Raw genomic sequence first — 18,328 nt, 5'->3', positions numbered from 1 at the left:
GCCAACCATGGATCAAACTCCTGCTCTTGTGACAGAAGCCAAACAAAATGAGGCTTACTTTTGTTCCATGTGACTAGGGTCAGGACTCATTGATCCAGAAGATGAAGACGACAGCGAAGGCTATGGCCGAGAGGAAGGTGTGAGCGCAGCGGTCGTATCGTGTGTGGATGCGTCTCCAGTCCTTTAGGCGGGCGAACATGTTCTCGATCTTGTGGCGCTGCCGGTAGAGGACCGGATCGTAGGCATTCTGGATGCGGTGCTTGGCATGGGGAGGGATGCAGGGGGTGATGCCACGCCCGACGAGCGCCTGGCGGAAGGCGGCGGAACCGTAGGCCCGGTCCGCCAGCAAATGGTGGGCGGGTGGCAGATCGTCGAGTACGGCGGCAGCGGTTCTGTGATCGTTGCCCTGGCCTTCGCTCAGATGCAGCAGCAGCGGCCGTCCGCTGTCGTCACAGACCTCCTGCAGCTTGCTGGTCAGGCCGCCTCTTGTGCGTCCGATACATCGGGGTAGAGCCCCTTTTTGAGCAGGCTGGCCGCCGTGCGGTGCGCTTTGAGGTGGGTGGCATCGATCATCAGCTTGTCGGCGCCGCCACCCCTTGCGACCAGTTCGGCAAGGATGCGGTTGAACACCCCCATCCGGCTCCACCGGATGAACCGGTTGTAGATCGTCTTGTGCGGGCCGTAAGCGGCGGGCGCATCCCGCCAGCGCAGGCCGTTGCGGATGACAAACAGGATCCCGCTCAGCACCCGCCGGTCATCTACCCGCGGCACCCCGTGCGAGCGCGGAAAGAACGGCTCGATCCGCCGCATCTGCGCCGGCGTCAACATCAGCAAATCACTCAAGGCGGCACCTCCTGCCACCTTGAATCACCAACCAGTCGCGACCTCAACCAAATTAATGGGTCCTGACCCTAGCTAACCGGCCTCTTCCTTCCTTGTTCGGGCAAAAGTCGAGACCTCGGCGGCCACGGTCTCTATGGCCCTAAGCACGAGACTATCGGACAAAGTGGCACGGATGAAGAAGTGCTCCATTGGAGCGGGCTCTGGATCACACGCGACTACCCGAAGCTGCCCGCCCGCTAGTTTTTCCTCGTAGATCGGGACGGGCAGGAAGGCGATGCCCAGCTTGGCCGAGACTAGCTTTTCGGCGATGACAAAGGTGTTGCAGATGTAGGGCTTCTTTATCCGCAAGTGATATTTGGTGGCCCAGTCCAAGAGCGTGCCGCGAAAATTCTGTTCCCTTGACGTGACGATCAGCGGCATGTCGCCAAGGTCACGAACGCTAACGCTGTGAGGCACATCGAGCGACGGACTGCACATCCACCGGAAAGGAATCTCGCCGACCGTGGTGTGCGTGAAGCGCGACTTCGACATCGAGCACGGCGCTAGGATGGCATCGATCTGTCCCGCGTAAAGCTTGTCCTCGAGCACGTGAGAAAGTGCGACTTCGACCTCGATCTGGATACCGGGGAAGTCGTCTCGAAGCTTATCGATCAATTCCGACAGCCAAGTCATCGCGATGGTCTCGACCACGCCTAGCCGAACGTAGCCGTTGAGCGACATCTTCGATGTCTTGAAGCTCGATATCTGCTCGGCCGCCTCCAGCATCTGCTCCGCCGCGGGTAGGAGATGGATGCCGTCCGACGTGAGTTTCGCCGCTCTCTGCGAGCGGTCGAACAGCTTGATTCCGAGGCTCATCTCCAACTCTTGAATACGCATCGAAATCGCGGAGTGGGTTGCATTTAGCTTCTGCGCGGCCTTCGCAAAACTGCCAAGGCGCGCAGCCCAATAGAAAGTCTCAACCTGACGCAGGCGCATGTCATCGTCCTTCCTACGACAAGTTCCAGAGCCGGAAGCGATGTACCAGCATATCAGACCGCCTGTTGGTTTTGAAGATGAATGGCGGCAACGTCCGTCAAATTCCTTGAAGGGTGCCTATCAAAAGATTCCGTTTGTCCACCTCCTGTCTCCGTAGCATTTTCGCCTCACTACAGCTCAGAAACGCGCTCCCCGATTGAAGCGGGCGAACACCCAAGTACGAGGTAATTGACAATGGTGAAGATTAACGAAGAACGGCTTCTGGCCTCTTTGAGAGAAGTAGCGCAGTTCGGTGCATACAAAACGGGTGTACATCGGCCAACCTTTTCTCCTCAGGACATGCAGGCCCGCGAGTGGCTGAAGCAACGGATGGAGAACGCGGGACTGAAGGCCACGATCGACGGCATCGGCAATGTGATCGGCAAGAGTCAGCGCCCTGGCCGCGCGCTCCTTACGGGCTCCCATTCGGAATCACAGAATTACGCCGGCTGGCTCGACGGCATCCTCGGGGTAATGTTCGGCTTAGAACTCGCACAAAGCATCCATGATCAAGATCTCCCGCTGGCGGTAGATGTCGGTGCCTGGGTCGACGAGGAATGTCACTACATCCAGTTCCTCGGAAGCAGGTCATTCTGCGGCGATCTTAACGAGAGCGAGATCGATACCGGGAAGAACAAGGACACGGGCGAGACAGTGCGGGCTGCACTCGAGCGTGTCGATCTGACCGGACGGAAGCGCGAACACGTCGATGTCTCGCGTTACGTGGGGTACTTGGAGGCCCACATCGAGCAGGGAGACTATCTCGACACTCAAGGTCTCAAGGTCGGCGTAGTGACGAGCCTTGTAGGACTCTGGCAGTACCGGCTGACATTCATCGGTGAGCAGAACCATGCTGGTGCCACCCGCATGGCGGCGCGCAAGGATGCAGGTGCTGCGCTCGTCAAGCTCACTGCTGCAATCGAGAAGCGATTCCGGGATATTACGGCGGAGCGCTCGGTTTGGACTGTTGGACGGATCACTCTCGATCCCGGTGCGCCGTCGATCATTCCAGGGGGCGCGGAACTGGTCTTCCAGTTCCGCGATGAGTCTGTGGAGCAGTTGGAAAAGTTCGAACGCGAACTCTTCGCACTGGTCGAAGAAGCCAACCAAACGGGACCATGTCAGTGCAAGATCGATATTGTCGACAAGGCTACCCCCAAGCGCATGGACGCGTCGATGCAGGCTCACCTCGAAAAGGCAGCGCGGGATCTGGCTCCTGGCAAGTATGTCCGGATGCCGAGCGGCGCGATGCACGATGCTCAGGTGTTTGCCAAACTAATGCCGGCGAGCATGTTGTTCGTTCCCAGCATCGGCGGCATCAGCCACCACTACACCGAAAACACCGCCGACGAGGATATCAAGCTTGGCGGACAGGTCTTCGCTCAGGCAGCCGAGGACATTCTCGTGAGCCAAAAGCAGGCATGATGAGCCTCGCGTTCTGAGCTCACTTGCGGTCGGTTCGGGCTCTACAATCGTCCCCCCAAGTACAACCAGAATTCCGGTTATGCCTTCTAGCAGGCTTCTCTGATTGGGGTCGGTGAGGTCAAGCTTTTTCCTGTCTTCTTTCCGGATCAAGTCGCCCCGCGGGTCACTCGCTTCTCTTCGCGGTCGGCGCGGAGCCGCCGCATGATGGGGTCAGGAGAGCGAGGCGTCTCAATCTGTTGAACGACCTTGGAGAATTCGCCCAGGATCGTGCCTGCTAACGAGATCGCCTTGCCCATCGTCCCCACGGGAACGATCCGGATCACCCTTTCGGGTAAATCACTGTCTTTGTCCTCTTCGTTTATCTGTTGTCCTATCGTCCTATCTCATGCCGACGCGGGGTCGGCGGCTTCCTTTCCAAAGCGGAATTCGGTTGCGTCGGCCCACATGCGATGCAGGATGACGGCCAGCTTGCGGGCTACCGCCACGCGGGCACGCGCCATGCCGCGACGTTTTGCGATGTTCATGCCCCAGGCGCGCAAGCTCGACCATTTCTTCGAGCGCACGAGTAGCGAATGTGCTGCCTCGTAGAGGCGGTGCGGGCGAGTTCGTCGCCGCAACGGCTGACCTTGCCCTGAATATCGGTTTCACCGGACTGGTATCGCGCTGGCGTCAGCCCCAGATGCGCTCCCACTTGCCCGCGAGGAGCCGAACCGCTCCGGCCGGTCGATCGTGGCGCGGAAGGTGAGCGCGGTGATCGGCCCGACGCCGGGCGCGCTCATCAGTCGCCGACAGACTTCCTCCTTGCGGACGATGTCGAGAACCTGCTTGGTCAGGCGGGCGAACTCCTTAAGCATGGAGCCGAGGATCGAAAGCAGCGGCTCGACCATCACCATCGCCTCGGCGTCGGCGCCGACCAGCTCGCGCACGCGATCAGCAAAGGCGGTGCGCGAGGGCGTGCCGAGCTTGATACCGGCCTCGCGCAGGATGGCGCGCACAACATTCTCTATGCTGCGCATCTCGTTCAGCACCGTGCGGCGGGCCACCAACAGCGTGCGCCACAACCGGCGTTGCCGGCTCTTCACATGCACCTGCCGATACCAGCCCGTGCGGTGTTGTCACGCTAACTTTTGCTCAGCGATTCTTGGCCTAGAAGCTGCGGCATGAACACGCCAACGATCAGTTACAAGCGCCATCGTTTTCCGCCGCAGATCATTGCTCATGCCGTTTGGCTGTATTTCCGGTTTCCGTTGAGCCTACGCCTCGTCGAAGAGTTGCTTCTGGAGCGCGGCATTGTCGTTTCCTATGAGACGATCCGCCGGTGGGGGCTGAAATTCGGCCCGGACTATGCCCGCCGGCTCCGAAGAAAGCGTCCAGGCCCGAACGATATCTGGCATCTGGATGAAGTCGTCATCAGCATCGCTGGCAAGAAACACTGGCTGTGGCGGGCGGTCGATCAGGATGGGTATGTTCTTGACGAGATCGTCCAGAACCGCCGCAACGCCAAGGCGGCGAAGCGCTTGCTGACACGGCTGTTGAAGAAGCAGAGCGTCGCACCCAGACGCATGATCACCGACAAGCTGCGCTCCTACGGAGCCGCAAGGCGGCAAGTGATGCCGGACGTCGAGCACCGGTCGCACAAGGGCCTGAACACTCGCGCCGAGAATTCGCATCTGCCGCTGCGAAAACAGGAACGAACGATGCAAAGCTTCCGATCGCCAGGAAGCCTCCAGCGCTTCATCTCGATCTTTTCGGCTCTTCGCAATCTGTTCGTCCCCCCCGGTCAAAACGCTCTGCTCTCGCCATCCACATTCACCGCCTGCAAGCCATGGCGGAATGGAAAGCCGCGCTTGGGAAACTCGCGTGAATTGAGCACCGCCGGGATCATTGCAATCATTTTCAGACAACGTGACAACACCGCTCTGCGGCCAAAGGAGTTCCTACGGTTTCGGTTCATGTCCTCTCCCTCAGTTCAGATGCCTACTGCAATTCCGGTCGGCTGGCATATCGAGCCCGATGTCGAGGATGGGAGCGCTGTGGGTAAGCCAGCCGACCGAGATAAGGTCGACGCCGGTGGCCGCAATTGCCGGAGCCGTTTTCGCTGTCACCCGACCCGATGCCTCGGTGATAGTCCGGCCGCCGACCATCGCCACGGCCTGGGCAAGGTCCTCCAGGGACATGTTGTCGAGGAGCACGGCGTCGACGCTCGCCTGGAGCGCTATCTCGAGTTGGTCAAGCGTGTCGACTTCGACCTCGATCTTCACCATGTGGCCAACCGCGCCGCGCGCGCGCTCGATTGCGGTGCGGATGTCGCCGACAACGGCGATGTGGTTGTCCTTGATGAGCACGGCGTCGTCGAGCGCGAAGCGGTGATTGGCGCCGCCTCCGGCCCGCACGGCATATTTTTCCAGGGCACGCAGGCCGGGTGTCGTCTTTCGCGTGCACACGATCTTTGCGTTATGGCCGCGCACCGCGTTTACGAGCGCTGCTGTCGCCGTTGCGATGCCGCTCAGCTTGCACAGGAAATTGAGCGCCGTCCGCTCGGCCGTCAGCAGGCTGCGCGCCGGCCCGTGTACGATCGCTATGGTTTCTCCGGCCGACACTTTGCCACCCTCGCGACACCGCAACTGTATGTTGATCCCGGGATCGACCAGCAGGAAGGCAAACATCACCAGATCGAGTCCGGCAACGACGCCAGCTGACGCGCGTTCAGCGCAAAGGTCGCTCGGCAATCAGCCGGGATGATCGCATCGCTCGTGATGTCGCCGGCTCTGCCCAAGTCCTCCAGCAGTGCACTGCGCACGATGGGTTCCATGATGATCTGGGGAAGCGGTGCAAGTGAAGTCATATCAACAGCTCCGTTCGGTTGTTTGCCAGCTGAGCGCAACGGCGCTCTCGAAGGCCGAGCATAGCGTCAGTCGCGAGGGGAGGGCGGCAGCATTGCGCGTTGGGAAATCGGATCGAAAATGCGAGCCTCGGCTCTCCTCACGCCGAAGCGCGGCGATCGCGATCAACAGCGCCACCAGTGCCGGATCGGCCGCCGTCGACTCGCCAACGGCGATCGGCAGCAGCGCGGCCACAGCCTGGCGCAGCCCCTTGCCGTCGCGGACAATGCCAAGCGCATTGGAAACCACACTGCGAATAGATGAAGGGTCCGGTCGCACTGGAACGATTGCGGGAAGCCTCGGCCACTGCCAGCCGGCGCAAGTGCCGCCGACGCTTGCCGCTACCCACGCGGCTGTTGCGACCGCCTCGGCCAGCGAGTTGCTGGCGAGCCGGTTGGCGCCATGGAGTCCGGTGCAAGCGACTTCGCCGCACGCCCAGAGGCCGGAGACGGAACTGCGGCCCTCGGCATCCACGGCCACGCCACCCATGTGATAGTGGGCGGCCGGGCGTACGGGGATCGGCTCGACGGCCGGATCGATGCCCGCCTGCTTGCATGCCGCGTCGATCGCTGGAAAGCGTTTTGCGAATTTCGCGCCAAGGCATTGCCGGGCGTCGAGATATACACGATGACCGGCGGTTAGCTGATAGGAGATCGCCCGCGCAACCACGTCCCGCGACGCGAGCTCGGCGCCCGGCGTATCGGCAAGGAAGCGCCGACCGCGTTCGTCGACGAGCACCGCTCCTTCGCCGCGAACGGCTTCGCTCACGAGCGGCATTGGACGGCGAGGGCTGTCGAGTGCGGTTGGATGAAACTGCACGAATTCGAGATCGGCCAGCTCCGCGCCGGCGCAGGCGGCCAGCGCCAGCCCGTGCCCGAAGGAGCCCAGCGGATTCGTCGTATCGTTAAAGAGGCCACCGATGCCGCCGCTCGCAAGCACCACGCGGCGCGTCGGCAATGCGAAGGCGCCTGTATGTCGGACCGCCAACAGGCCCACAATGCCGCCCTCCGATACGACGAGGCGAAGAGCCGTCACGCCTTCCAGGATCGTGATCGAACGTGTCCGCCGCACCGCGGCGACGAGCGTGCGGAACAACTCACGGCCGGTGGCGTCGCCGGTTGCGTGCACGATGCGACGGCGCGAATGTGCCGCCTCCAGGCCGAGCCGCAATTTCCCATCCAACGCGCGGTCAAAAGGAGCGCCCAGACGAATGAGGTGGTCGATCGCTCCAGGCACGGCTTCGACCACCCGCTTGGCCATCGCTTCGTCGCAAAGCCCGTCGCCGGCGGCAAGTGTATCGGTTAGGTGCAGTTCGGGGCTATCGTCTTCGCCGACGCTCGCTGCGAGGCCGCCCTGAGCGAGTGTGCTGGAGGCGTCCGTGCCAAGCGGCGTCCTGGAGAGAAGGACGACCGGTTGTGGCGCCAGATGAAGCGCCGTCATCAGGCCGGCAATGCCCGCGCCGATGATGACCGGAGCCCCGTCAATGTCCTGGATGTCTGGCGTCATACAAAGAGCATGCGCTCGACTGCCCAGCGAGCCCGCTCGGCAACACGCGGATCGATCGTCACGACGTGACGGTTTTTGTCGAGCGCGCTACGGATGTTGGCGAGCGTAATGCGCTTCATGTGTGGGCAGAGGTTGCAGGGGCGCACGAACTCGATTTCCGGATGTTTGACCGCGACGTTGTCGCTCATCGAGCACTCCGTCATCAGCACCACGCGCGCCGGCTTGCGCTGCCTGACATAGTCCGACATCGCGGCGGTCGAGCCCGCGAAATCCGCTTCCGCGACAACCTCTGGCGGACATTCGGGATGGGCAAGCACGGTGACACCGGGATGCGCCTCTCGTAGCTCGCGAATATCGGCTGCACTGAAGCGTTCGTGTACCTCACAGCGTCCCCTCCAGGCGATGATCTCGACCTTGGTCTGCGCTGCGATGTTTCTCGCCAAATACTCGTCCGGCAGCATGATCACGCGTGGCGCCCCGAGCGACTTCACCACTGCGAGCGCATTCCCCGAGGTGCAGCAGATGTCGGACTCAGCCTTCACGGCCGCGGAGGTGTTGACATAGGTGATGACCGGAACCCCCGGATAACGCTCTCGCATCAAGCGCACGTCCTTTGCCGTGATCGAGTCGGCCAGCGAGCAGCCGGCGCCGAGATCTGGAATGAGCACTGTCTTGTCGGGATTGAGCAGCTTGGCCGTCTCGGCCATGAAATGAACGCCGGCGAGCACGATCACGTCGGCCTCGACCGTCATTGCCTTGCGGGCGAGCGCCAGGCTGTCGCCAACGATGTCGGCAACGCAATGAAAGATCTCGGGCGTCTGGTAATTGTGGGCCAGGATGACGGCGTTGCGCCTGCGCTTCAGCGCCAGGATGGCCTCGATGTCGTCGCTGAATGCCGGCCATTCGATTGCCGGAATCACGCGTCTGACACGATCGTACATGGAGGCGGCCGTAGGTAACGCTCGAGTCATCGGCGCCTCCAATTATAGTCAATCTGGTTATAAGGGGGGATATTTCTACGTCGACTATATGGATGTCAACCCCGCGTTTGCGGCAATTTTGTCCCAGCTATGACCGTCTCGTCGAGAACGGCATGACGGAAGCGATAGAGCTTCGCCGGCCTGCCGCCGGTTTCGGTGGTAGTCTCGCCGGTTTCCTCGACCAGTTCCTGCTGCTCGATCAGGCGGCGGAAGTTCGGCTTGTTAACGAGCCTGCCGGCGAGCGCTTCCACGGTTCGCTGCAGCTGTAGAAGCGTGAAAACCGGCGCCATCAGCTCGAATACGACGGGCCTGTATTTGATTTTGGAGCGCAGCCGCGCAATGCCGGTTGCAAGGATTCGGCGATGATCGGCGATCATCGATCTGCTCGGCACTGGGGTGAGGGCGCCCTCATGTGCGCCGCGAGCCGCCTCTTCAACCAGCCCTGCCTCATAGAGAAGCTCATAGCGTTGGAGCACGAGCTCCTCGTTCCAGGCCCGATCGTCGAAGCCGAAGGCGACTGCTGCCCGCCGGCGGCGCTCGCGACGCGCTTCCCCCCCTGACGCGCCGCGCGCCCATTCGATCAGGCATGGGCGCAAAACATCCAGCACCACCGGCGGCGTGCCGGAGCGATGGTCCTCCCAGGGGAAGTAATCGTACCAGCTCCCCCAGCACGGCTTGGCAGAGGCGATGGCATATTCTTTCCGGGTGAGAGCGAGATAGCTGATCGAAATCACGCGCAGTTGGTCTTCGGCTCCGATTCTGTCGCGGTCGGCGAATGTGTAGAGCTGCTCGATGTAACCGAGCGGCTGCCCGGTTTGCTGTTCGACCCATGCCCGAAGGCCCGATTGCAGCGAGCGGTGATCGAACTCGAACGGACCCGACGGAAGTGCATTGGCCTGCCCGATGGTGAGCACGCAAGGGTACCCATCGGTGACGGCAACCACCACAGCGATCAGATCCGCCTTGATGTCGCTGGCCTTGCGTCTGGCGCGGCCTTTTCTGGTGTCTTTTGCCTTGTCGTTCATGTTCCCGGATTTTTGGTACGGCTACAGTATCGCAATCTCAATCGATTTAATGAACTCTTATCTTGCCGCGCGTCAACATTACGGCTTGCGGATTTTAGTTCTCGCAGCTGCACGAGGTTGCGCCAAACGCGACACCCGGGAGGGGTGACGCGGAGGAAGGACGCCTCTATCGAGGTGGCCGGTGATACGATCCGATGGCCCGGGGTCCAGCCGCTGCGCGGGCGGACCTTAGATACCACCCATGCATAGGTATTTCATTTCGAGGTAGTCCTCGAGCCCGTGGCGGGAACCCTCGCGTCCTATGCCGGACTGCTTTATGCCGCCGAAGGGCGCGGCTTCGGAGGACATGCGGCCGGTGTTGATACCCACCATACCATATTCCAGGGCCTCGGCCACACGCCAGACACGCTGCAAGTTCGAGGCATAGAAGTAGGCGGCGAGGCCGTAGATGGTGTCATTTGCCTCGTGCACGACCTGATCTGGATCGTCGAAGCGCATGATCGGAGCCAGCGGCCCGAATGTCTCGTCCTTCGCAATCGTCATCTCTCTGGAGACTTGGGTGAGGACCGTCGGTTGGAAGAATGTGCCGTCCTTGCCAATGCGTGTGCCACCGCAGCGAATTTTGCCGCCTTTGGCGACGGCGTCGGCGATGTGGGATTCGATCTTGGCCAGGGCATATCTGTCGATCAGCGGCCCGATGGCAACGTCGGGATCGAAACCGTCACCAACCTGAAGTTGGCGAACCCGCTTCACGAATTTTTCGACAAATTCATCGTGAACGCCCGCTTGGACATAAAGGCGATTTGCGGAAACGCAGGTCTGGCCGGCATTGCGGAATTTCGCCTGGATCGCGCCGTCGACGGCGGCGTCGACATCGGCATCGTCAAAGACGATGAAAGGCGCGTTTCCTCCTAGCTCGAGGCTGACCTTCTTGATCTGGTCCGAGCATTGCCGCATCAGCAGCCTTCCCACCTCGGTAGACCCGGTGAAACTGATCTTGCGGACCTTCACATTGGCGCAGAGTTCACGGCCGACCGCGTCGCCTTCGGACGCGTAGACCAGATTGACGACGCCTTCGGGGAAGCCAGCCTGATGGGCGAGGGCGAACATTGCGCCCGCCACTAGTGGTGTCTGTTCGGCAGGCTTGAGCACGATCGTGCAGCCGGCGGCCAGAGCCGGCGAGATCTTGCGCGCTACCATGGAAGCAGGGAAATTCCAGGGTGTGATCGTGCCAACGACGCCGATCGGCTGCTTGATCACCAGCATGCGGCGGTCGGTCGACGGGGCGGAGATCGTCTCGCCATAGATGCGATTGGCCTCTTCGGCATACCATTGCAGGTACGCCGCCGCATGCGATATCTCAGACTTGGCTTCAGCCAGAGGCTTGCCCATCTCGGCGGTCAGAATCGCGCCGAGGTCGTCGGTGTGATCAACGATCAGTTGATGCCATCGCCAAAGCATGTCGCTGCGCTCTCGAGCGGTCAGCGCCGCCCATCCAGGCTGCGCCATGTACGCTTTGTCAATCGCAGCACGTGTGTCCTCGATTCCCATTTCGGGAAGCTCTGCCAGCACTTCGCCGGTCGATGGATTGAAGACCTCGAAGGCCCTTTCGCTGACAGGCCTGCCAAGGGCTGGCATGCGATCGATGACGGCGAACAGGTCGGGAGATTTCAGATGGCGGATCAAAGGCGGGAGCAGCGGCAATGTCGGTTCCTTCAAGGGCTTTCGGCCTGTCCGGCCGGGGTGGACATCTACGGCGCACGTGTGGCTTTTGCATAGGACCACTCACGAAAAGTCGTGCGTTCCTGGAACCCGTGGACCCTGCTGTGGGGAAGACCGGCGGTCGGCTTTCCGCCTCCCGAACCTTTCGCCAGCGGCGTAGTCCACAGCCCAACCCGCCGAGGCGATCATGCATGGCCCTGCGATATAGCTCTTATCTTCTCGGCGCCGTCCGTTTCGCGTATTCGATCGGAGCCGTAGAACGTTTCGTAAAGTGAGCCCAATGGGCGTTGGCGAAATGCGGCGTGTGCATGATCGGGCCAGGAGCGAGGCTCCTGCGACAACGGCGATCTTCAGATCTACCCGTCGCACGTGGTCGCGACATTAGAGCCGCTTTGGCATCCACGCTATGCATTGTTCGAGGCGTGCTAGCCGAGCCTTCTGTGAACGAAGCTCGTGACCAACGTTTTGCAACCTGGATTTGCCTTTGGACGCGGCAGAATCAATCAGTTCGCATTCGAGCCATGCTATTCGATCTCGCATGTGCTGAGCCTCAGCCTGCCGTATATCTCTAATCCAACCTAGGCCACGCATGTTCAGCTCACCATCTGTCCGAAAACCAACGCCGGCAGATTCGAAAAACTCGAATTTTAATCGTCGCTAAAATTCGCCACTCGGCCGGCAACTGGCTTGCTGCCTCAACGTTGAACCGCGAGGGTGGCGCTTCCTTGCCCTTCGCATCCGAAATAATCTTAATGGACTTCGTAAGGGGTTGTTCAGCGTCAGTATCTAAAGAAACAACATCCATTTCCAAAGGAACAGCATGGCACCGCGCCGCAAGCGTATCCTTGGCAAATCAATAGTCGTGACGATAATTGCAGTCGTCGCAACCTTCGGTTTGTCTTTTACGGCTCGGCTTGCCCTGCAGATGCCGATCGACTGGCTGAGCTGGATGGAATGCACGTTCATTCCCATTCTCATCGGGATGCCGGTCAGTGCCTACATCTTCACCCAGGCGGAAACGATCCAGGAAACATGTGACAAGTTGGAGAAGTCTCATGCAGCCCTGAAAGAGACGCATAGCAGGCTCACCTTCGTCACCAGTCATGACCCGATGACGGGACTGCTCAGTCGCGGTGAATTCATCGCAAGGATGGATAGAAGCCGCGATGAAGGGGAATGCGACACCCTTCTCCTCATCGATCCCGATCACTTCTCCTCAATCAACGACAAGCATGGACATGCCCAGGGTGACGAAGCTCTGGTTCGGATTGCGAAGGCGCTCGTCTATACAACGCGCCCAGGAGACGCGATCGGTCGCCTTGGCGGGGAAGAGTTCGGGGTCTTGCTACGCCACGCCCGCAAAGAGCAGGCAAGTACCATTGCGGAGAACATCCGTCGTCATATCGAGCGGGTACCTGGGTTGAAAGCGCAACAGGACGGCGTGAACTTGACCGTCAGCGTCGGAGGTGCGGAAGTCCCTCATGGTGCAGATACTCAGGATGTCCTTCGCAATGCCGCACGATGCCTTTTTGATGCGAAACAACGTGGGCGGAACCGCGTTTCGTTCGATTATGAAGCGGCCAGGTTGCGCCTCGTGACACCGTAACCGGTACCCGCCTGGCAGAGAGGCCGAAAAACACGCCGCGGGCCTGGTGGTACGTCGGCCGCTGCGTCGGCCCGGACAGCGCCAGGCATGGCTCTGCAATTCTTCGCAGCGGTGAGACCGCCCGGGCTTCAGATGGCGGTCATGCGCGCGAGCGGAAGCGCAAGACGTGCTTGTTGGCAATAGGGACATTGCGAGTGAGCAAGCTGCCGCCGATATAGCGGGCCTTGCAATTTTTCGTTTTTGCTGCCCCCAACTCCAAAGTTCGGTTATGAATCGGGACTGGCCGGACGGCCTGCCCACGTTGCAATTGTTACAAAGGAACACGCATATGGCGACTGGAACCGTGAAGTGGTTCAACAGCAGTAAGGGATTTGGATTTATCCAGCCTGACAATGGCGGTCAGGATGTTTTCGTTCACATTTCCGCCGTTGAACGAGCGGGGCTCTCGACCCTCGCCGATGGTCAGAAGATCAACTATGAAATCGAACAGGACCGCCGCACTGGCAAGTCCTCTGCTGGCAGCCTCAGCAAAGCTGGCTGAATTCTCTCCAGCGTCCTGGCCACAGCTATGGACAAGGGTGCTTCCAGGCTGAGAAGCCAAAGCTGTTTGAAAGGGAAGGCGGGGCTGGGCCCCCGCCTTTTCACATTCCGGGCAGATGCAGACTGTCCGATGACAACTTGCGCGCTCCAGAAAAACCTCATCTCTGAAATCAGGCTGCGGCCTTCTTGCGGGTCAGCTTCGCCGGCGCCGGCTTTTCCGGCTCTTTCGGTTTGCGGCCGAGCCCCATCGTCTTGGCCAACGCCGAGCGGGCAGCGGCGTAATTCGGCGCGACCATGGGATAATCCGCCGACAGACCCCATTTGGCGCGATAGTCGTCTGGTGTCAGCCCATAGTGGGTCGACAGATGGCGCTTCAGCGATTTGAATTTCTTGCCGTCCTCAAGGCAGATGATGTAGTCCGGTGTCACCGACTTCCTGATCGATACGGCAGGCTTGAGAGCCTCCGCTTGTTCTGCGGAAACGCTGGCGCCGACAGTGCCTTTTAGCGCTGCGTGAACCTGGCCGATCAGGGCAGGGAGATCACCTACGGGGACCGCATTGTTGGAGACATAGGCTGAGACGACATCGGCGGTGAGCTCGATGAGGACATCGATATTATTGTCGGCTTCTTCCGTCATGAAACTCTCCGGATGGCTTGAAAGACAGTCGGCGAAGTGTCGCTACATAGTGGCGGTTGCCGCGGAAAGCAATAAAGCCCAGGCAAGACTATTGCGATGCTCGTCCTGCACCGCGGTTAGTAGCAACGCTTCCCGCCCATACCACGTCGATGGCGAAGCTGATTGGCACTGCGGCACTGCGGTTGTCGGCGAAAGTACCGTCATAGTGCGGGATCGCCTATCATCCAACTTGGTCGTTGCGGCGACCGTCCCGAGACGTAGCCGTTTTCTCTTCGCAGCTGCACAAAAATATGCCAAAGGCGACAGCGGCGATGGATAACGCCAGGGAAGGAGGCTTTGCTTGAGCACATCTGCTGAGACCAAGGCGATCACGCCGCCGGACATTCGCTTGGGGAAAGGCCAGGCTCCGCTCGTTTGCCTGACAGCTTACACGACCCAGATCGCCCGCATCATCGATCCGCATTGCGATGTTGTGCTGGTGGGCGACAGCGTCGGCATGGTGCTCCACGGCCTGCCTTCGACCCTCGGCGTGACGCTCGACATCATGATCCTGCACGGCAAGGCGGTGCGGCGTGGCCTCACGCGTGCGCTCATGGTCGTCGACATGCCGTTCGGCTCCTATGAGGAAGGTCCTGAGCAGGCTTTCCGAAACGCAGCCGGCGTGATGGCCGAGACTGGCTGCGCGGCCGTCAAGATCGAAGGCGGCGAGGCAATGGGGGAGACGATCCATTTCCTGGCCGCCCGTGGCATACCGGTCATGGCCCATGTCGGCCTGACCCCGCAGGCGGTCAATACCTTCGGCGGCTATCGTGTACAGGGCAGGGGCGAGGACGGTGAGCGCATCCGGCGCGATGCCCAGGCGGTGGCGCAAGCCGGTGCCTTTTCGGTCGTTGTGGAAAAGGTGCCTGAGCCGCTCGCGCGGCGGATCACCAACGAAGTGGCCGTTCCGACAATCGGGATCGGGGCTTCGCCGGGGTGCGACGGGCAGATCCTGGTCGTCGACGACATGCTTGGCCTGTTCGGCGACTTCCGCCCGAAGTTCGTCAAACGGTACGCAGAGCTCGGGCAAACTGCCGAGGCGGCGATCGCGGCTTATGCGCAGGACGTGCGCGAGCGCCGCTTTCCAGCGGCCGAGCATGTCTTCGGCGATGCGCCAAATACCGTCAAAGGGGGACAGGCAGCGTGAGCATACCGATTGTCCGGACCGTCATGGAATTGCGTAGCATTGTTTCAGCCTGGCGTCGCGAAGGCTTCAAGGTTGCCGTCGTGCCGACGATGGGCGCGCTGCATGAGGGCCGTCTCAGCCTGGTGCGAGCGGCACTGGAGCGCGCGGATCGGGTAATCGTGACACTCTTCGTCAACCCGAGACAGTTCAACAATGACGCGGACCTTGCCGCCTATCCACGAACGGAGCACGAGGACGCTGCCAAGCTCGCGCCGCTGGGTGCCCATATGCTCTACGCACCCGATGCCTCTCAAATGTATCCGGATGGTTTCGCCACCATGGTCTCGGTGAGCGGGGCGAGCGAGGGGTTGTGCGGTGCGTACCGTCCTGGCCATTTCGACGGCGTGGCAACTGTCGTGGCCAAGCTCTTCCTGCAGACGGGCGCCGATCTGGCCTTCTTCGGAGAGAAGGATTTTCAGCGGTTGCACGTCATGCGCCGGCTGACCCGCGATCTCGATATTCCGATCGAGATCGTCGCCTGCCCGACGGTGCGCGAAGCCGACGGTCTGGCAATGTCATCGCGCAACCTTCGCCTCTCGCACGTAGGAGAGCATGAGGAATTGTGCGGCAGTTACGCCGCCGCCCGGTTGGCGGAGCCATGGTGATTGTCGTTTGTCATGCGCGGAAACCATTTCTCGAAGGTCGACCGCAGCGAGCCGTCGAGGGTCTGCGTTCGGGTTTGCAGCAGGAGATGCGCGCCTGTCCGGCTCCATTGCATCTGTTTTTTTTGGCGAAACGCTTGCTGACAACGGCGTTGACGGTAGCCTCGACGAAGGCGGAGGATATCCGCTCTCCGGACCGGTAGCGCTCGCCGTAGTTGATCAGGCTGGCGTGGTTTGATCCGATATACGATCGGAACTCGCCGATCGCCGTCAGGAACTTTCTCATGTTGGGATAGTCGCATTCCGTGGCTTCGGCATCGTCGAGCAGCCAGCCGATCTCCTCGCGAGCCCGGCACGTGTTGCCATGCCACAGATACCATTTGATCCGGGACAGCATACCCAGCATGCTGCCGCCGGCCTCCTCGTCATGATGGCGAAGGCCCTGGGCGAACTGGCGAAGCACAGTGATGCGCATGGTGATGTGGAACCAGTCCAGCACATGCTCGCTGGCCGGGGCGATCATTTCGGCGAGCGAGCGGACTTCCTCGCCGCCGTCGGTGATGAAGGTGATATCCTGGTTGGCCTGCACGCCCTGCTTCTTGAGGTGGTCGAGAATCCGGCGCTGCGGCTTGCGGTCATAGCCATGGACGAAGCCGATATAGCGCGGCTCACCATCCTCGGGCAGGGAGCGCCCGACGATCAGCTCAAAATTCTTCTTCCTGTCGTCACGATCCCGGATGTATCCGCCATCGAGGCCGATGACGATGCGGCCATCGGGAATGGGCAGGTCCATCCAGTCTCGGGGACAGGAATCCTGCATGAAGGAAACCCGCTCTTCCGTCAGCTCCCGCTCGATCCGGACGGCCGTTCTCAGCGCATGCTGCCGCACCGTCGTGGCGTTGGCGCCGCAATCGATCGGCAGCACGTCGGCCAGCAACTCGGCCGCAGCGGCATAGGGCACGAGCGAAGCCCAGCGCGTTTCGAGATACAGCCGCTCGGGCGCGATGTGATCGGAGATCAGTTGCCGCAACGGAGAAACCGTCGCCGGTCCATTGCGCCCTTCACTTGTCGGTAGTCCGTATCTTGGGCTCCTGAGCCGGACATCGCCGAATAGAGTGTGGAAGGTGACGGAATAGTATCCCTTGTGTCGCAACCGGCGGCCGTCCGTCTCGCGGTTTTCCTTTAGCCATAGGTCCACCTGCGTCTCCACCATCTTCTGCTGAAGTCTGGCAAGTAAGGCCTTGCCTTCGGCGAGCGACAGGCCGAGATCCTCCGCGCTCTTTGTGACCTTCGTCATGTCGGCGATGATCTCCCGGCCGATCTCCTCCCCATCGTCACCGGTGAGTTCCATGACGATCCGAACCTGCATGTTTTCATCTCCTTGCCGGGCTTCCAGAACAGGTGGAGTGGGAAGCTCGTCACGCCCGATCCGCGTATTTCCGCCTTCCGCTCTCTGGCATTCAGCAGGACCGCGGTGACGACGCTGCCCTTCTTGCTGCCGATCTGCTCGCGAACGAGCGCGGTTCGGGTGGACACATCACATCTGCTGATGCATGAGCGTGAGATGTTCGTCGCGCCGCAGGCGCCCATTGACTTTCCGTCGCTCGAACGGCTTGCCCAGAAGAGCTGCGCGGCCCTCGATCCGGAAAAGCAGTTCCTGCAATTCAGCCGCACGATCCGGATCTTCGAGGATTGCCAAGGACCGGGTGTCGCTGATTTCCTGAATGAACTCCAACGCCGTGACGAGATCCTCATCCGTTTCCAGCCCAAGAGCCTCGTCCTTCTGCCGCATCCAGATTTCAGGGCTCCCACTGCCCTCTGGCGGGCAATTGCCGTCACCGCCGATGCAGCAGGGATGATGCGTTTTTGGTTTGGCAGCGCTCCGCTCTTCCAGCCGCACCTCATGCTCCCATGGAACATTGAGATCGTATTCGTACAAGAACCGGCTGCCCTTGCGCAGTTTCAAGGTGTCGAGCCCAGTGTCGGGCGATTTCGCAGTCAGCTCCCATGAGCCGTAGCGGACCGTGTGCACGACAAACTGGTAGAGATGGATATCCTCCCAACCCATCACGATCTGGAGGACGCCGTGAAACTCGCGTAGGGCCATGGTCGCCGGCACCTGTACCCGACGCCAGACCATCGGGCTGAGACCCTTCAACCAGACCCGGAATTGCAGGATCGTCGGCGTCTCATCCGGCGTGCGAGCGCCATCAGGATTCGACGGTGAACGGCGGTTCGATCGGCGCGGTGGTTTCAAAAGGGCTGGCCTCGGCGAGAATCACCGCCCAGCCATACCGCATTCTCCCCAACTTCGGCACTG

12 protein-coding genes and 5 pseudogenes are annotated in these 18,328 nt (G+C 60.9%); 6 read left to right on the top strand and 11 right to left on the bottom strand.

Annotated features, from left to right (window positions below; all coding sequences use genetic code 11):
- Positions 1-79: 79 nt before the first annotated feature.
- Positions 80-843 (bottom strand): IS5 family transposase gene (locus LB556_RS26350; protein WP_224570498.1). Its coding sequence is split into 2 segments (ribosomal slippage): positions 80-510 and positions 510-843, totalling 765 coding nucleotides; the frame shifts between segments, so codons are not numbered across the junction.
- A gap of 72 nt (positions 844-915) precedes the next feature.
- Entirely contained in the window at positions 916-1,818 is a 903-nt protein-coding gene (locus LB556_RS26345) for a LysR family transcriptional regulator (protein WP_224570497.1), read from the bottom strand.
- Between the two features lie 234 nt (positions 1,819-2,052).
- Here LB556_RS26345 and LB556_RS26340 point away from each other — a divergent pair, with 234 nt between their 5' ends.
- The gene (locus tag LB556_RS26340) at positions 2,053-3,282 is read left to right on the top strand and encodes a Zn-dependent hydrolase (protein ID WP_224570496.1); all 1,230 of its coding nucleotides are present in this window, start codon (positions 2,053-2,055) and stop codon (positions 3,280-3,282) included.
- A 383-nt stretch (positions 3,283-3,665) separates the two neighbouring features.
- On the opposite strand, the pseudogene LB556_RS26335 reads toward LB556_RS26340, so the two are convergent.
- Positions 3,666-4,391 (bottom strand): annotated as a pseudogene (locus tag LB556_RS26335) (IS110 family transposase); the annotation flags it as partial.
- 51 nt (positions 4,392-4,442) lie between these two features.
- Between LB556_RS26335 and LB556_RS26330 the strand changes: the two are divergent.
- Positions 4,443-5,146: pseudogene (locus LB556_RS26330) on the top strand (IS6 family transposase).
- A gap of 100 nt (positions 5,147-5,246) precedes the next feature.
- Here LB556_RS26330 and nadC read toward each other — a convergent pair.
- The 5 genes and pseudogenes from nadC to LB556_RS26305 form a co-directional block, all read right to left on the bottom strand.
- Positions 5,247-6,127: pseudogene (gene nadC / locus LB556_RS26325) on the bottom strand (carboxylating nicotinate-nucleotide diphosphorylase).
- 1 nt (position 6,128) lies between these two features.
- A complete protein-coding gene (locus LB556_RS26320; protein ID WP_224570495.1) occupies positions 6,129-7,670 on the bottom strand; it encodes an L-aspartate oxidase in 1,542 nt (513 codons plus the stop codon).
- On the bottom strand, positions 7,667-8,641 hold the full coding sequence (nadA, locus tag LB556_RS26315; protein WP_224570494.1) for a quinolinate synthase NadA: 975 nt from the start codon (positions 8,639-8,641) through the stop codon (positions 7,667-7,669). The genes LB556_RS26320 and nadA overlap by 4 nt, the downstream gene beginning before the upstream one ends.
- A 65-nt stretch (positions 8,642-8,706) precedes the next feature.
- The gene (locus LB556_RS26310; protein WP_224570493.1) at positions 8,707-9,675 is read right to left on the bottom strand and encodes an NUDIX hydrolase; all 969 of its coding nucleotides are present in this window, start codon (positions 9,673-9,675) and stop codon (positions 8,707-8,709) included.
- A 228-nt stretch (positions 9,676-9,903) separates the two neighbouring features.
- A complete protein-coding gene (locus tag LB556_RS26305; RefSeq protein WP_224570492.1) occupies positions 9,904-11,379 on the bottom strand; it encodes an NAD-dependent succinate-semialdehyde dehydrogenase in 1,476 nt (491 codons plus the stop codon).
- Between the two features lie 838 nt (positions 11,380-12,217).
- Here LB556_RS26305 and LB556_RS26300 point away from each other — a divergent pair.
- Together LB556_RS26300 and LB556_RS26295 are read left to right on the top strand one after the other, a co-directional pair.
- Complete coding sequence (locus LB556_RS26300; RefSeq protein WP_224570491.1) at positions 12,218-13,003, top strand: GGDEF domain-containing protein; 786 nt, start codon at positions 12,218-12,220, stop codon at positions 13,001-13,003.
- Positions 13,004-13,331: 328 nt separating this feature from the next.
- The gene (locus LB556_RS26295; protein WP_095081581.1) at positions 13,332-13,544 is read left to right on the top strand and encodes a cold-shock protein; all 213 of its coding nucleotides are present in this window, start codon (positions 13,332-13,334) and stop codon (positions 13,542-13,544) included.
- Positions 13,545-13,713: 169 nt separating this feature from the next.
- Here the strand turns inward: LB556_RS26295 and LB556_RS26290 are convergent, their stop codons facing one another.
- Entirely contained in the window at positions 13,714-14,181 is a 468-nt protein-coding gene (locus LB556_RS26290; protein WP_224570490.1) for a MucR family transcriptional regulator, read from the bottom strand.
- A gap of 340 nt (positions 14,182-14,521) precedes the next feature.
- Between LB556_RS26290 and panB the strand changes: the two genes are divergently transcribed.
- Both panB and panC read left to right on the top strand, forming a co-directional pair.
- Positions 14,522-15,367 carry a 3-methyl-2-oxobutanoate hydroxymethyltransferase gene (gene panB / locus LB556_RS26285; RefSeq protein ID WP_224570489.1) on the top strand — a complete coding sequence of 282 codons (846 nt, stop codon included), beginning with the start codon at positions 14,522-14,524 and terminating at the stop codon, positions 15,365-15,367.
- A pseudogene (panC, locus tag LB556_RS26280) lies at positions 15,364-15,945 on the top strand (pantoate--beta-alanine ligase); the annotation flags it as partial. The gene panB and the pseudogene panC, both read left to right, overlap by 4 nt.
- Positions 15,946-15,977: 32 nt before the next feature.
- Here panC and LB556_RS26275 read toward each other — a convergent pair.
- Both LB556_RS26275 and LB556_RS26270 read right to left on the bottom strand, forming a co-directional pair.
- Positions 15,978-17,377, bottom strand: a pseudogene (locus tag LB556_RS26275) (ISKra4 family transposase).
- Between the two features lie 168 nt (positions 17,378-17,545).
- On the bottom strand, positions 17,546-18,265 hold the full coding sequence (locus LB556_RS26270; RefSeq protein WP_224570488.1) for a plasmid pRiA4b ORF-3 family protein: 720 nt from the start codon (positions 18,263-18,265) through the stop codon (positions 17,546-17,548).
- Between the last annotated feature and the right edge of the window lie 63 nt (positions 18,266-18,328).

It is taken from the genome of Mesorhizobium sp. ES1-4 (genome assembly GCF_020164745.1).
In the GTDB taxonomy this organism is placed as follows: Bacteria; Pseudomonadota; Alphaproteobacteria; order Rhizobiales; family Rhizobiaceae; genus Mesorhizobium.
The sequence above is the reverse complement of the archived record's forward strand: the minus strand, read 5'-3'. Positions and strand labels throughout refer to the sequence as shown.

Excerpts from the sequence above, each read along its gene's own strand:
- LB556_RS26340 (WP_224570496.1), top strand. The coding sequence starts at position 2,053 with ATGGTGAAGATTAACGAAGAACGGCTTCTGGCCTCTTTGAGAGAAGTA.
- nadA (WP_224570494.1), bottom strand. The coding sequence starts at position 8,641 with ATGACTCGAGCGTTACCTACGGCCGCCTCCATGTACGATCGTGTCAGA.
- LB556_RS26345 (WP_224570497.1), bottom strand. The coding sequence starts at position 1,818 with ATGCGCCTGCGTCAGGTTGAGACTTTCTATTGGGCTGCGCGCCTTGGC.
- LB556_RS26320 (WP_224570495.1), bottom strand. The coding sequence starts at position 7,670 with ATGACGCCAGACATCCAGGACATTGACGGGGCTCCGGTCATCATCGGC.
- LB556_RS26290 (WP_224570490.1), bottom strand. The coding sequence starts at position 14,181 with ATGACGGAAGAAGCCGACAATAATATCGATGTCCTCATCGAGCTCACC.
- LB556_RS26310 (WP_224570493.1), bottom strand. The coding sequence starts at position 9,675 with ATGAACGACAAGGCAAAAGACACCAGAAAAGGCCGCGCCAGACGCAAG.
- LB556_RS26295 (WP_095081581.1), top strand. The coding sequence starts at position 13,332 with ATGGCGACTGGAACCGTGAAGTGGTTCAACAGCAGTAAGGGATTTGGA.
- LB556_RS26300 (WP_224570491.1), top strand. The coding sequence starts at position 12,218 with ATGGCACCGCGCCGCAAGCGTATCCTTGGCAAATCAATAGTCGTGACG.